This is a genomic window from Frigoribacterium sp. AC394 (assembly GCF_979258095.1).
In genome coordinates this window covers 1,341,052-1,355,127 of record NZ_OZ409834.1, presented here as the reverse complement: position 1 = coordinate 1,355,127, position 14,076 = coordinate 1,341,052, and the positions used below count along the sequence as shown (strand labels likewise).

The 14,076-nt window shown below is 72.9% G+C and carries 11 protein-coding genes; 6 read left to right on the top strand and 5 right to left on the bottom strand.

Annotation, left to right across the window (positions count from 1 at the left end; genetic code table 11):
• Position 1 precedes the first annotated feature (1 nt).
• From lanKC to ACZZY9_RS06230, 5 genes are all read left to right on the top strand, one after another.
• The gene (lanKC, locus tag ACZZY9_RS06250) at positions 2-2,563 is read left to right on the top strand and encodes a class III lanthionine synthetase LanKC (protein ID WP_463463414.1); all 2,562 of its coding nucleotides are present in this window, start codon (positions 2-4) and stop codon (positions 2,561-2,563) included.
• On the top strand, positions 2,560-3,846 hold the full coding sequence (locus ACZZY9_RS06245) for an aldehyde dehydrogenase family protein (RefSeq protein ID WP_463463413.1): 1,287 nt from the start codon (positions 2,560-2,562) through the stop codon (positions 3,844-3,846). Before lanKC ends, ACZZY9_RS06245 begins: the two co-directional genes overlap by 4 nt.
• Positions 3,843-5,549, top strand: a complete 1,707-nt coding sequence (locus tag ACZZY9_RS06240; protein WP_463463412.1) for a thiamine pyrophosphate-binding protein — start codon at positions 3,843-3,845, stop codon at positions 5,547-5,549. The genes ACZZY9_RS06245 and ACZZY9_RS06240 overlap by 4 nt, the downstream gene beginning before the upstream one ends.
• A gap of 1 nt (position 5,550) precedes the next feature.
• Positions 5,551-6,465, top strand: a complete 915-nt coding sequence (locus ACZZY9_RS06235) for an ACP S-malonyltransferase (RefSeq protein WP_463463411.1) — start codon at positions 5,551-5,553, stop codon at positions 6,463-6,465.
• 74 nt (positions 6,466-6,539) lie between these two features.
• Positions 6,540-6,632, top strand: a complete 93-nt coding sequence (locus ACZZY9_RS06230; RefSeq protein WP_463463410.1) for a class III lanthipeptide — start codon at positions 6,540-6,542, stop codon at positions 6,630-6,632.
• A 141-nt stretch (positions 6,633-6,773) separates the two neighbouring features.
• Here ACZZY9_RS06230 and ACZZY9_RS06225 read toward each other — a convergent pair whose 3' ends face one another.
• The 3 genes from ACZZY9_RS06225 to ACZZY9_RS06215 all read right to left on the bottom strand — a co-directional run bounded on the left by ACZZY9_RS06225 (position 6,774) and on the right by ACZZY9_RS06215 (position 10,258).
• The gene (locus ACZZY9_RS06225; protein WP_463463409.1) at positions 6,774-8,081 is read right to left on the bottom strand and encodes an alpha-amylase family glycosyl hydrolase; all 1,308 of its coding nucleotides are present in this window, start codon (positions 8,079-8,081) and stop codon (positions 6,774-6,776) included.
• Positions 8,082-8,240: 159 nt separating this feature from the next.
• Complete coding sequence (locus ACZZY9_RS06220) at positions 8,241-9,077, bottom strand: alpha/beta fold hydrolase (RefSeq protein ID WP_243215054.1); 837 nt, start codon at positions 9,075-9,077, stop codon at positions 8,241-8,243.
• A gap of 134 nt (positions 9,078-9,211) precedes the next feature.
• A complete protein-coding gene (locus ACZZY9_RS06215; RefSeq protein ID WP_192060675.1) occupies positions 9,212-10,258 on the bottom strand; it encodes an NAD(P)-dependent alcohol dehydrogenase in 1,047 nt (348 codons plus the stop codon).
• A gap of 272 nt (positions 10,259-10,530) precedes the next feature.
• On the opposite strand from ACZZY9_RS06215, the gene ACZZY9_RS06210 reads away from it, so the two are divergent.
• Positions 10,531-11,730, top strand: a complete 1,200-nt coding sequence (locus tag ACZZY9_RS06210; RefSeq protein WP_463463408.1) for a Fic family protein — start codon at positions 10,531-10,533, stop codon at positions 11,728-11,730.
• Positions 11,731-11,845: 115 nt separating this feature from the next.
• On the opposite strand, the gene ACZZY9_RS06205 is transcribed toward ACZZY9_RS06210, so the two are convergent.
• Together ACZZY9_RS06205 and ACZZY9_RS06200 are read right to left on the bottom strand one after the other, a co-directional pair.
• Positions 11,846-13,057 carry an MFS transporter gene (locus ACZZY9_RS06205; RefSeq protein ID WP_463463407.1) on the bottom strand — a complete coding sequence of 404 codons (1,212 nt, stop codon included), beginning with the start codon at positions 13,055-13,057 and terminating at the stop codon, positions 11,846-11,848.
• A gap of 88 nt (positions 13,058-13,145) precedes the next feature.
• Positions 13,146-14,033, bottom strand: coding sequence for a helix-turn-helix transcriptional regulator (locus ACZZY9_RS06200; RefSeq protein ID WP_463463406.1), 888 nt, complete (start codon positions 14,031-14,033; stop codon positions 13,146-13,148).
• Positions 14,034-14,076: the final 43 nt, after the last annotated feature.

The window sequence follows — 14,076 nt, the reverse complement described above, 5'->3', positions numbered from 1 at the left end:
GATGCCCACGTTCCGCTCCACGCACGCGACGCCCCTCGACCTGTGGTGCCTCGCCGACCCGCTCGTCCTCGACGACCCGTTGCGGCCGCTCCCGGGCGACCGCGACCACGTGCTCCCGGAGCCCCCGTCCGGCTGGCGGGCGACGGCGCGACGGGAGTGGGTGCACGTCCGCCCCGTCGGCGTCCCCGGGCCGTGGCAGGGCTGGAAGGTGCACGTCGCAGCCGTCCCGGACGATGCCGACGAGGTGCTCGCGACGATCGCGCGGTGGGCCTACGCCGAGGAGCTGCCGTTCAAGTACCTGCGCTCGCGGCGCATCCTGTCGGTGAGCGGCTCGAAGTACGCGCCCCGCGCCTCCAGCGGCAAGTTCGTGACCGCCTACCCGGCCGACGAGGACCAGCTGCGTCGGGTCCTCGAGGAGCTCGACCCCCTCCTGACCGCGGGCCGCGCGCCCTACGTGCTCAGCGACCTCCGGTACCGGGAGGGGCCGTTGCACGTCCGCTTCGGCGCGTTCCGGTCCCGTGACATCGTGGAGGTCGACGGGTCGAGCGTCCCCGCCGTCCTCTCTCCGACCGGGCTGGTGCCCGACGAACGGCTGCCGTGGTTCTCGGTGCCGGCCTGGGCCCCGGTCCCGGCCGTCGTGCAGGAGATGCTCGACCAGCGCGAGCGCGAGGCCGTGGCGTCGCACGCCCTCGAATTCGTCGAGGCGCTGCACTTCTCGAACGGCGGGGGCGTCTACCGCGCGCGACGGACGGCCGACGATCTGACCGTCCTCGTCAAGGAGGCGCGTCCGTGGGCGGGCCTCGACGGCCACGACCAGGACGCCGTCGCCCGGCTCGGCGCCGAGCACGAAGCTCTCGTGGCGCTCGGGCACGTCGCGGGCCTGCCCCGTGCTCTCGACCGGTTCCGACTCTGGGAGCACGAGTACCTCGTGACCGACTTCGTCGAGGGGGAGACGGCCCAGAGGTGGGCGGCCGCCGCGCACCCGCTCTCGACCGGCGGCGACGACCAGGAGGCGCGCGACCGGTACGCGGACCGCGTCGCCGTCGTGCTCGAGCAGGTCGTGCGCATCGTGCGCGACGTCCATGCGGCCGGGTGGGTGCATGGCGACGTCCACCCCGCGAACCTGCTGGTGTCGGACGGCGACGTCGTCACCCTGGTGGACCTCGAGCTGGCGCGGCCGCTGACGTCGACCCACCGGGCGGGCCTCGGCTGTCCGGGCTTCGTTCGGCCGGGCCGTGCCGGTCGTCCGCTCACTCGGGATGACGACGAGTACGCCCTGGCGGCGCTCGCCCTCTGGTTCTTCCACCCGTCGACGCAGGTCCTCGACCGCGATCCGCAGGAGGCGGGTGCGCTGGTGCGCTGGATCGCCGACCGGTTCCCCGTGGGGGAGGAGTGGCTCGCCCTCGTCCGAGCGGCCTTCGGCGACGACATCGACACCATGCCACGGCGCCGCGCCCCGTTCACGAGGCAGGGGCTCGTGGCGGGGATCCTCGGCTCGGCCTCGGCCGACCGCGACGACCGGCTGTTCCCCGGCGACCTGCTGCAGTTCGCCCAGGACGGCGTGGGGGTCGCCGTGGGGGCCGCCGGCGTGCTCTGGTCGTTGGCCCAGCAGGGAGTCGACCCGACGCCCGGGCACGTCGAGTGGCTCGTGGAGCGGGCTACCGTCCCCACGGGCCCCGGCCTGCTCGACGGTCGCGCCGGTGTCGGCACCGTCCTGCTCGAGCTGGGCCACGGGGCGGGTGCCGACCTCGTCCGGCAGGCCGGTGCGGACGTCCTCGGGGCGCGCGACGCGACGCTCACGAGCGGCCGTGCGGGGGCGGGGCTGGCCCTGCTCGCCCTCGGCGGCCCCGACGACGTCGCGACCGCGGTGACCCTCGCCGAGGGCCTCGAGGACCTCTGGGTCCCCTCCGCCGACACCGCCACCGGTGAGGCCGCGGGTCTCATCGACGGCTGGTCGGGCCCGGCGCTGTTCCTCGCCACGCTGGGCCGTGAGCTCGGCGACGACTCCTTCACGGAGCGGGCCGTGGGGCTCCTGCGCCGGGATCTCCGCGCCTGCACGACCTCGGCGTCCGGTGCCCTCCTCGTGGACGAAGGCGGGATCCTGTACCCCTACCTGTCGAACGGGACCGCGGGCGTCGCCGTCGTGGCCTCGGTGCTGGCCTCCTGCGGGGCGGACGGCGTCGACGCGGACGAGGCCCGGGCGCTCGCCACCGCCCTCTCGGCGACGATCGTGGCCGAGCCCGGTCTCTATCGCGGCCGCGCGGGGTTGCTGGTGGGGCTGGCGGCGCTCCGCGCGGCGGGTCTGGTCGACACCACCGCGGCCATCGCCCAGCACGTGGCCCTGCTCGACCTGCAGATGGTCGAGGTCCCCCACGGGCTCAGCTGCCTGGGCCGAGGCCAGCGCCGGGCCTCGGCCGACCTGGCCACGGGCTCGGCCGGGGTGCTCTCCGCCCTCGCCGCCGTCGACGATCCCGCACGTCCGTTCCTCCCGCTCCTCTCCGTCGGGGGGCCGTCCCGCCCGCCCCGTCACCGGCCCCTCCTCGAGAAAGCAGCCTCATCATGAGCATCGCCCCCGTCGGCAACGGCACGCGTCCATCCCTCCGCGACATCTCGGTCGACCCGGGCCGGGGCACGGGTCCCGGCCTCGCCCCGAGCGACGCGCAGGCGACCCGGCTGGAGGTGCTGGCCGACGAGATCGAGCGCCACGCGGCGGCCGTCGTCGACGTGCTGTCCGAGGTGGCCACGCGCGCAGCCGCCCGATACGAGGTGACGGCCGCGGTGGCGACGCTGCGGGGCGCCCGGGCCGAGGTGGCGCGTCACGCACCTCGGCACGTCGACGAGATCGCCGTCTTCCTGCCCTCGAACGTGCTCCTCTACTCGTACGTCCTCTACGGTCTGGTGCCCACGCTCTACGCCGACCGGGTCCGCCTGCGTCCCTCGGCGCACGTCTCGGACACGGCGGTGCGGCTGCACCAGCTGCTGCAGGGACTCGTCGCCGCCCCGGTCGAGCTGGCTCCGGAGCCTCAGCGGCGCTTCGTGGAGCGTGTCGTGGTCGGTGCCGACGTCGTGGTCTTCGCGGGCGCCTACGCCAACGCCGAGCTCGTGCGGCACGGCCTGCGGCGCGAGCAGCTGTTCGTGTTCCTCGGATCGGGAGTGAATCCGGTCGTGGTGGCCCCGGACGCCGACCTGGCGTCGGCGGTGGCCGAGACGGCCGAGGTGCGCCTCCTGAACACGGGCCAGGACTGCCTCGGTCCCGACGTCGTCTGGGTTCACGCGGCGATCGCGGAGCGCTTCCTCGACGACCTCGGCGCCCACCTCGGCACCCTGCGCTTCGACGGCGACGGCGACGGCGACGGCGACTACGGACGGGTGCACTATCCCGGCGTACTGGCCCGGTCGGCGGACTTCCTGCACCGGCACGGCGGCAGGATCCGCTCGGGCGGGCGCATCGACTTCGGCAGGTCGCAGCTCGAACCGACGATCGTCGCATGGCCGGCGGGCCAGCGGCCGGAGCTCACGGAGTTCTTCAGCCCGATCTTCAACGTGGCCGTCTGGGACGACGAGGCCGCGCTGGCGGACATGCTCGACACGGGCGCCTACGCCGAACGCGCCATGGGGGCCTCGCTGTTCGGCACGGCGCCCCGGATCGAACGCGTGCTGCGACGCTGGTGCACGACCACCGTCGACCGATCGCTGCTCGCCGTCGACGACGGCAACGAGCCGCTCGGCGGACGGGGCCCGATGGCGGGCCACTTCGCCGTGGATGGTCGACTGGTGGCCGAGCCGGTCCTGCTCTCGAAGGGCGTCGCGGACCACCTGGGCCGTGACGGGGGACCCCGAGCGTGAGCGCCGAGGGAGCCGACGGGCGGGCCGTCTGGGGCGCGGTCGCCGCCGCGCTCCGCGAGGGCGGCGTGGAGTTCGCGTTCGGGCTGCCGGGTGACGACCTCGTCGTGGTCGAGGCGTTCGCGGAGCACGGCCTGGAGGTGGTGCTCTACGCGGATCAGCGTCACGCCGTCTACGCCGCCACGGCCTGCGCGGTCGCGACGGGCGTGCCCGCCGCCTGCTTCGTCGGCAAGGGGCCCGCCGTCACGCACGCCCTGAGCGGAGTGCTGGAGGCGGACGCCCAGCGGGCGCCGGTCGTGCTGCTGACCTCGGGTGTCCCGGAGGTCGCGCTCGGGTCCGGTGCCTTCCAGGAGCTCGACCCGGTCGCCGTCGTCGCGCCCCTCGTCAAGCGGGCGCGTCGAGTCGCGCTCTCCGCGGACATCGCCGACCACGTCCGACGCGCCCTCGCCGTGGCGGGTGCCGCACCGGCGGGCCCGGTGCTCCTCGAGATCCCCGAGGGCCTGCCCGAGGCGTCACCCTCCGTGCCGGTCGAGCCCGCGGGTCGACCGCCCGAGGTCCGCGTGCCGGATCGGGTGGTGCTCGGCGACACCGTGCTCGACGGGGCCCGGCGACCCCTGCTGATCGTGGGCGGCGGTTGCCGGCACGCCGACGTCGGCCGGTCCGTGGTCGAGCTCGCGGAGCTCACGGGGGCCGGGATCCTCTGCACGGCTTCGGGGCGCGGCGTCGTCGACGAGCACCACCCGGCGTTCCTCGGCCTCGTCGGTCTCTACGCCCATGACGCCGCGAGGGCCGCCCTGGCGGCCTCGGACGTCGTGCTCGTGCTCGGGTCCCGGCTCGAGGAGACGGCCCTCCACGAGTGGCCCTCTCCGTCGCCTGCCGTCGTGCAGGTCAATCACGCCCCCTCCGACGTCGTCGCGCACCTCCCCGGAGAGATCGTCGTGGCCGACGTCCGCCCGGTCGTCGCCGGCCTGCTGCGGCGTGCCTGGGGCTCCGCCGATCCGACGTGGCGCACGGAGGTGCGTTCCCTGGCCGCCGCCGCCCGCGCCGATCGATCCGCTGCGGTGGACCGCGCTGCGGCAGACCCCGCAGCGGTCCCCGGGCCGGCACGGACCGTGGACGTGCTGCGTCTCGTCGACGCTGTCGTCCCCGCGCGGCGGTGGTCGGTCCACGAGAACGGCCTGCACGACATGCGGAGCTACTTCTGGCCGGACTGGACGGTGGGCGCGGACGCCGACTGCCTGGTCCCCAGCGAGCAGACCCCCATGGGGTTCGGGGTCGTCGCGGCCGGTGCCGTCGCCCGCTGCCTGCCAGGCTCCTCCGTGGTCGCCGTCGTCGGGGACGGAGCCTTCCGCTCAGCGGCGGTCGACCTGGCCCGCCTGCGCGGTGAAGGGTCGTCCGTGCTCGTCGTGGTGCTGGCCGACGGCGGTCTCGGGTGGCTGGAGGCCAACCGGAGGCAGTCGGCGCCGACGGCCCCGTCGTTCCTCTCCGCGAGTCGCCCCGTGGGCGACCTGTGCCGTGCCGACGGTGTCCCGCACGTGCGCGCGTCCGGTGCCGTGGACCTCGAGGCGGCGGTGCGCGAGGCGTGGCAGCAGGCGGTCGTCTCCGGCGTGGCCGTGCTCGAGGTGGAGACGTCGTCGGACGACGTGCCGCCCGGGTTCGAGGTGCTCGCGGGGGACTTCCCTCTCGTGGCCGGACAGGGCGCCTGACGTGGACGCCGTCCTCTACCCCGGGCTCTCGCCGTCGCGCCACGCGCACGTGCGGAGGTTCCTCGCCTCGTACCCCGGCGTGGCTCGTCGGTTCGAGGAGTGCAGCGACGCCGCGGGGTACGACCTCGAGGAGGCCTATTCGACGGCGTTCATCGACGACTGGGAGCCGTACCAGCTCGCCTTCCTGGCCATCAACCTCTCGCTCGTGGAGTGGATGCGGGAGGAGCGCGGGATCGACCCCGACGTCGTCTGCGGTCAGAGTTTCGGGGGTTTCGTCGCGGCGGTGGGCTCCGGCGCTGTCGGCCTCGCCGACATGGTGCGCCTGCTCGTGTCGAGCGGCGAGGTCGAACGTCGCTGGTTCGCCGACCAGGGCAGGGACCTGGCGTGCGTCTTCTTCACCCGCGTCGACGACGCCGTGGTCGAGGCGCTGCTGGCGGACCCGGCGCCCGGGGGCTGGACGGAGCTCTCGGTGCGTCACGACGGCGGCGTCCTCGCTGTCTCGGGCGACAGGAGGAGCGTGCGGCGCCTCGAGGAGCGTGTCCGCGCCGCCGGGGGCCGGGTCTTCTACGTGATCGACCGGGCCGAGCACTGCCCGCGCATGGGACCCCTTCGCGAACTCCTGGCCGAGGAGGTGTACGGGACCGTCCCATTCCGGGCCCCCGTCCGACGTCTGGTGTCGGACATCGACGGAAGCGAGCTCTTCACGGGCGAGGACGTCGCGAGGCACCTGCTCGACGGGTGGACGCACCCCGTCGTCGCGGGGGACCTGTACCGCGGGCTGCTCGCGCTCGACGTCGACCGACTCGTCGTACCCGGTCCGCGCTCCGCGTTCCGGGGGCACGGCGCGGGCGCGTTCGAGCTGCTGCCCGTCTCGCCAGGAGACGTCTCCACAGACCTGCTCACGGCCCAGCCGTGAGCGCACAGCTCCGGACCGCCGCCCGCCGGGCGGGACGGTACCGGAGGACACACCGAAGAAGAAACGAGGGAATCATGAACATCGTCCTGGACCTCCAGCGTCTCGAGAACGTCCGCGCCCGTGGCAGCGAGGAGTTCTTCAGCACCGTCAGCGAGAGCTGCCTCTGATCCGAGGCGCCCCCCGGGCCGTCCCGTCCTCGCGGACGGGGCGGCCCGTCGCCGTGCACACCGCGGCCGGTCTCCTCGGACGGGGCCATCCGTCGCCACCGCACCGCACCCCATCCCGCACGACCGCACCGCGCCCGCGCCTCAGCGTCGCGCGACGACCGCCCAGCCGTGCGGCCCGACCGACAGCACGTCGCCGTCGAGCCCCGCGTCGCGCCCGTCCAGCCACTCGCCCGGCGCCGGCTCGGCCACGCGCAGCTCGTCGTCGCCCAGGTTCAGCGCCACGACGAGCGCCTCGCCCGGCCCGTCGCCGACGATCTCGAGCACGAGCGTCTCGTTAGACACCGCGACGGTGCGGCTGCGGGCGGTGTGCAGCCACGGGTGCCGGCGTCGCACGCCGATCAGCCGCTGGTGGAGGGCGAGGACCTCGGGGAGGGCGCCGGGCACGCCGGCACCCGGGGCGTCGACGGGCGCCGGGGGGAACGCCGGGCGCACGGCGTCGTCGCCGCCGACCCGCTCCTCCTTCAGGGCCCGCAGTCCGAGCTCGTCGCCGTAGTAGACGGACGGCGTGCCGCCGAGCGTGAAGAGCAGCGCCAGGGCGTGGTCGTGGTGCCGGTCGTCGTCGATCTGACTCGCGATGCGCGTGACGTCGTGGTTGCCGACGAAGGTGAGCGGCACGAAGTGGTCGAGGAACCCGTCGTGACGCTGCAGGGCCCACTCGAGCTCGTGCAGGTTGACGTCGTTCAGCCCGTGCCAGACGCCCTGCCACAGCTCGTACTGCGTCACGCTGTCGAGACCGCCGTCGGCCACCGCCGCGACGTAGTCGCCGTGCAGCACCTCGCCGACCACGTACACGTCGGGGTGGCGCTCGCGCAGCACCGGCAGCACGGTCGCCCAGAACGTCGACGGCACCGCGTACGCCGCGTCGAGTCGCCAGGCGTCGACTCCGCGGTCGGCCCAGTAGGTCAGCACCTCGGTCACCTGGCGGGCGACCTCGGGCGAGTCGTGGCCGAGCGCGATCAGCCCGCCGTGGCCCTCGAAGGTGCCCAGACTGCCGTCGTCGTCACGGCGGAACAGCGAGGCCGCCGGCGACGAGGGGTCGCTCCGCGCTTCGATCAGCGCGGGGAACTCGGGCCCGACGTGGTTGAAGACGCCGTCGAGCATCACCTGCACGCCCTTCGCGTGCGCCGCCTCGATCAGGGTGACCAGATCGGCCTCGGTGCCGAGTCGCGGATCGACGGCGAGCCAGTCGATCGTGTCGTAGCCGTGCGTCGACGACTCGAAGACCGGCCCGAGGGCGAGTCCGTTCGCACCGAGCGCCAGCAGATGGTCGAGCCAGGGCACGAGGTCGAGGAGGCGCGGTGCCGGCGAGCGATCCGCCCCGGTCGTGTCCGCACCTGCGAAGCCGAGCGGGTAGACGTGCCACCAGATGGTGTGCTGCGAGCTGTTCACCTCCGCCACCGTACGGGTCGCGGCTCGACGGCGGCCCGGTGCAGGCCGCGAACCGAGGAGGCGCGGTGCCGGTCTCGAGGACCGGCACCGCGCCTCCTGGGCAGCGGTGCTGCTTCGCGAGCAGTGCTGCTTAGCGAGCGGTGCTGTTCGCGAGCGGTGCTACTTCGCGAGGAAGGCGAGCACGACGCGGTTGAACTCGTCGGCGTCGCTCACGTTGGCACCGTGGGGTGCGCCGGCGATGACGTGCAGCTCGGAACCGGCGATCGCCTCGTGCGTGCGAGCACCCGAACCCTCGAAGGGGACCGTCTCGTCGCCGTCGCCGTGGATGACCAGCGTGGGCACGGTCACCTTGGCGAGGTCGTCACGGAAGTCCGTGTTCGCGAACGAGGCCATGGCCTCGAGCGCGGCGGCCTTGTCGGCCTGCTTCGCGAGACGCAGGGCGTCCTGGCGGTCGGCCTCGGAGACCTTGAGCACGCCGTCGACCGAGAAGAATCCGGTGGTGAACTCGTCGTAGAAGGAGTCCTCGTCCTTGGTGAGGCCGGCGGTCATGTCGGCCGCCGCCTCCTTGGTGAGAGGGCCCTCGGGGTTGTCGTCGGTCTTCATCAGGTACGGCGGGACGGCCGAGGCGAAGACGACGCTGTGCAGACGCTCGGTGCCGTACTTCGTGAAGTAGCGGGCGACCTCGCCGCCGCCCATCGAGAACCCGACGAGCGTGACGTCGTTCAGGTCGAGCTCGGTGAGGACCGTGTGAAGGTCTTCGGTCAGGTGGTCGTAGTCGTAGCCGGTCTTCGGCTTGTCGCTGCGTCCGAAGCCGCGGCGGTCGTAGGTGACGACGCGGTAGCCGGCGTCGCGGAACGCGGGGACCTGCTTGCTCCACGACTCGCCGGAGAGGGGCCAGCCGTGGATGAGCACGACGGTGCGTCCCGAGCCGCCGAAGTCGTCGACGTGGAGGTTCGTGTCTTTGAAGAGCCCGTGGTGGGCGGTGATCTCAGTCATGAGGTTGTGCCTTCCCGGCCGCTGCTGCGGCCTTCCCCCCACGTTCGTACCCGGGCCGGCTGACGGTTCGGTCAGCCGGCCCGGGGGGTTGCGTAATGCGGATAGGCGGTGCCTGTCGCTCGGGGCCTCTGGGCTCAGGCGAACGTGGCGGCATCGATGACGAAGCGGTAGCGCACGTCGGACTTCAGCACGCGCTCGTACGCCTCGTTGATCTGGTCGGCGTCGATGAGCTCGGTCTCGGGCACGATGCCGTGCTCGGCGCAGAAGTCGAGCATCTCCTGCGTCTCGCGGATGCCGCCGATGGCCGAACCGGCCCAGCTGCGGCGTGCGGGGATGAGCGCGAACGCGGGCACCTCGAGCGGCTCGGACGGGGCGCCGACGTTGACGAGCGTGCCGTCGACGGCCAGCAGACCGAGGTATGCGCCCATGTCGACCTTCGCCGAGACGGTGTTGATGATCAGGTCGAACGAGTTCGCCAGGTCGGTGAAGGTCTGCTCGTCGCTGGTCGCGTAGTGCGCCTTGGCGCCGAAGCGCAGCGAGTCGTCCTTCTTCGAGGTGGTCTGCGACAGCACGGTGACCTCGGCGCCGAGGGCGGCGGCGATCTTGACGCCCATGTGGCCGAGTCCGCCCATGCCGACGATGGCGACCTTGGTGCCCTCGGTCACGCCCCAGTGGTGCAGGGGCGAGTACAGGGTGATTCCGGCGCAGAGCAGCGGGGCGACCTTGTCGTAGTCGAGCGACTCGGGCACACGGAGCACGAAGTCCTCCGTGACGACGACGGCCTGCGAGTAGCCGCCCTGCGTGATGGTGCCGTCGGCGGGGTCGACGCCCGTGTAGGTGCCGACGTTGCCCTTGGCGCAGTACTGCTCGTCGCCGCGCTTGCAGTACTCGCACTCGCCGCACGAGTTGACCATGCAGCCGACGCCGACGCGGTCGCCGACCTTGTGCTTGGTGACCTCGGAGCCGACCTCCGAGACGGTGCCGACGATCTCGTGACCGACGACCTGCGGGTACTGGATCTCGCCCCACTCGCCGCGGACGGTGTGGATGTCGCTGTGGCAGATGCCGGCGTAGGCGATGTCGATCATGACGTCCTTCGGGCCGACGTCGCGTCGCTCGATGGTCGTCTTGACGAGGGGCTCGGTGGCGGACGGTGCCGCGTAGGCGTTGACGGTGCGCATGGTTCTCCTGGGGGTGGTGGGTTCGGTTCGCGGGGGGTTCGAGGGGCGGGTCGGAACACGGTGCTCGACGACGGGCTCTTCGTCTCCGACGTTACGCTCCCGCCCTGACCGTGGGTGGCCCTGACAGGGCCCCCGAGGCGACGGCCCGCAGGAGGCGCGGTGTCGGTTGGACCGGCACCGCGCCGACACCGAGTGGCGACGACCTCCTCGTTATTGTCATCTAGGCTCGATAAGTGTCATTATGAATCCTGTCATTGACGGGAGGATGCCCGATGGCGGAGTGGCCGGCCCACACGACGCGCACCATGCTCTGGGCGAGCGCGAGCCGTCGCGGCACGCGTGAAGACCGCATGCTCTCCGAGGTCCGGGCCTCGATCCCCCCGATGATCGCCGATCTCGAGGTGCCCGTCGTCTCAGCTCGCGATCTCTCTCGAGCCCGCCACGAGGCGACCGACCTCGAGCGGGTCGCCGACGGTGTGCTGAGCCCGCTCGCCGGCTTCCTGATCCGCATGGAGTCGGTGGCCTCGAGCCGTATCGAACACGTCGAGGCATCGCCCCTCGCGTTCGCACGTGCCATCGGCGGTCTGAAGGAGAACGACTCGGCGATGTCCATTGTGGCCGCCGGTGCCGCCATCACGAAGCTCATCGCAGCTTCCGAAGCGACCATCGCGCTCGACGAGATCCTCACCGCGCACGGGGCGCTCATGCGAGACGACCCGGACGTGACCGAGCGGCCGTACGCAGGCCGCGTGCGCGACGTGCAGAACTGGATCGGCGGCTCGCAGTACTCTCCGCGGAACGCGCTCTACGTCCCGCCGCCCCCGGATGACGTCCCCGCCCTCCTCCAGGATCTCGTCGCCTTCTCGAACCGGGACGACGTCGAACCCATCACGCAGGCGGCGATCGCACACGCTCAGTTCGAGAGCATCCACCCGTTCACCGACGGCAACGGCCGCATCGGCCGTGCACTCATCGGGGCGATACTCCGCCGCCGCGGCGTGACGCCGCACACGGTGCTGCCTGTGGCGAGCGCCCTCGCTGCGGACACGACCCACTACTTCTCGCTGCTCACCGCCTACCGCACCGGCGACGTCGCGCCGATCGTCACCGACCTCGCACTCTCTGTCGAGACGGCGGCTCGCGAGGCGCGAGGCACTGCGCGCCGCTTCGCCCGGTACGTGGAGGACTGGCGAGAACAGGCGCGACCTCGGGCCGGCAGTGCTGCCGACCGGATCCTGCCCGTTCTGCTGACGCTGCCCGTCTTCACGGTCGAGCAGCTCGTCGACGAGCTGCGCGACCTCCCTGAGCGGAGCGTGTACCGCGGCGTCGAGGTGCTGGCGGAGAACCACATCGTCGAAGCCGTCACGGAGCGCGTCCGCGGCCGTGCCTACGCGGCGATGGACGTCCTCGACGAGTTCGACGATCTCGACTCCCGCATCCGCGAGCGCATCACCCGATTGCGCGGGACATGACGCACATCTCCTGAGACGCCGAGACCCCAGCGAGTCGCTGAGACCCCCGCCCGCGCGCTGGGGTCTCGGAGACTTCCTGGGGTCTCAGCGCCGAGCGCTCCGCCGCGCGCGACCGTCAGAGTGCCGCGGGGAACGCGGTGCGCCGCCCGTACACGGTCAGCGCGAACGCGACGACCCCGAACCCGATCATCAGCACCGGCAGCACGAGGCCGTCGGCCGCGGTCAGCAGAGCCGCCCCGACGATGCCGGCGAAGAAGATCGCCACGTTGAACGCCACCGGCAGGAACGCGTTCGCGACGTCGGCGTTGTCTCCGCCGACGGTCGTGAGCGCCGCCTGCAGCTGAGCCGACGCCCCGCCGAAGGTCACGCCCCAGAGCACCGCCGCGACGACGACGGCTGGCACCGACGCGTGACCCGCGAGCAGGATCACTCCGGCGACCACGAAGAGCGCGACGCTGCCGTGCAGCAGCGCCCGCGGGCACCGGTCGAGCAGCGCCCCGGTGACGACGATCCCGCCGATCGAGGCGACGCCGTAGATCAGCAGCATGACGTCGACCCCGAGCCCTGACCCGCCGGCCCGCAGGTACGGCGAGACGTACGTGTAGATCGTGTTGTGCGCGAGCATCCAGGCGGCGATCACCGCCAGGATCACCGCGATGCCGGGTATGCGGAACACGCGCCCGAGCGACAGGCGCGCCCCCTCGGGTGCCGGTGCGGCGTCGGGGACGACCGCGGCCACGAGCGCGAACACCACGACGCCGATCAGGGTCAGCCCGCCGAACGACCAGCGCCAGTCGAGGGTCATGCCGAGCCACGAGCCGAGCGGCGTACCGAACGCGAAGCCGACGGGTGCGCCGGCCGAGACGATGGCGAGCGAGAGACCGGCGCGGCTCGGCGGGCTGATGCGGCGGCCGTAGGCGGCGAGCATGCCCCAGATCACACCCGAGAAGGCTCCGGCGACGAACCGCGACACCAGGGCGAGTGCGATCACGGGCGAGAGCGCCGTCACGGTGTTCGCCACGACCAGCCCCGTGATCGCGATCAGGAGGAGCGGCTTGCGTCGCATCCCCCGGGTGAGCGCGATGGCCGGAACGGTCGCCAGCACCGTGCCGAGCGCGTAGGCGCTGATGAGCAGACCCACGGCCCCCTCGCTCGTGTCGAGGCCGTCCGCGATGACGGGCAGCAGACCCGCGGGCATCGTCTCCATCGCGACGAGGATGAACCCCATCGTCGCGAGGACGACGAGCGAGAACAGCGGCAGACGGTCGACGGGCGCGGTGGGGCCGGAGGCGCGGGTCGAGCGGGTGGGGACGGGCGAGGTGGCCATCGTGAGGTCCTTTCGGGCGCGGAGCCGCGCCTCCTCGGGGCGTGCCCGGTGGCGGGGAGGATGCCGCGGGGCGGCGGAGGGCGGAGGATCAGGAGGCGGTGTCGATCGCGCGGGCGCGCTCGACGATGTGCTCGGTCGCGGCCCACGAGGCGAGGAGCCTGAGCCCTTCGTCGGAGGGCGAGCCGGGCACGGCCGTGTAGACGGTGAGCGAGTGGCCCGGGGTGTCCTGCAGCTCCATCGCCTGGAAGTCGAGTTCGAGCAGGCCGACGACCGGGTGCCGGAACTGCTTCGCGCCCGTGTAGTGGCGGCGCACGTCGTGCGCCGCCCAGCGGGTGCGGAACTCGTCGCTGCGGATCGAGAGCTCGCCGACGAGCGCGGCGATCCCGGCGTCGTGGGGGTCGCGCCCGGCGTCGCGGCGGAGGATGGCCACGTTGACATCGGCCGCGCGCTCCCAGTCGGGGTAGAAGTCGCGCGCGCCCGGGTCGAGGAAGATGTAGCGCGAGTGGTTGCCGGGGCGCAGCGTGCCGCGGTACATGTCGGAGTACAGGGCGAAGCCGAGCGTGTTGGCGGCGACGAGGTCCATGCGGGTGTTCGTCACCATGGCGGGCGCGCCGGTCATCGCGTCGAGCATGTGCTGCACGGGCGACTGGGCGATCTTCCGCCCGGCGCCGACGGGCGGCCTGCGACGCGACGGGGCGAACGCCTTGGCGAGGTCGTGGAGGTGGTCGGTCTCGGCCCGGTCGAGCCCCAGAGCACGGGAGATCGCGTCGAGGACGCTGTCGGACACCCCGCCGAGGTTGCCCCGCTCGAGACGCGTGTAGTAGTCGACGCTGACACCGGCCAGGCGGGCGACCTCGTCACGGCGCAGCCCGGGGACGCGTCGACGCCCGCCGGCGCTGACGACGCCCGCCTGCTCGGGTGACAGCCGCGCACGGCGTGACGCGAGGAACTCGCGGACCTCGGCTCGTTCATCCATGTCACCGACCCTAGGGCCGCCCGCCGGGCCCAGCCAGGCCCTG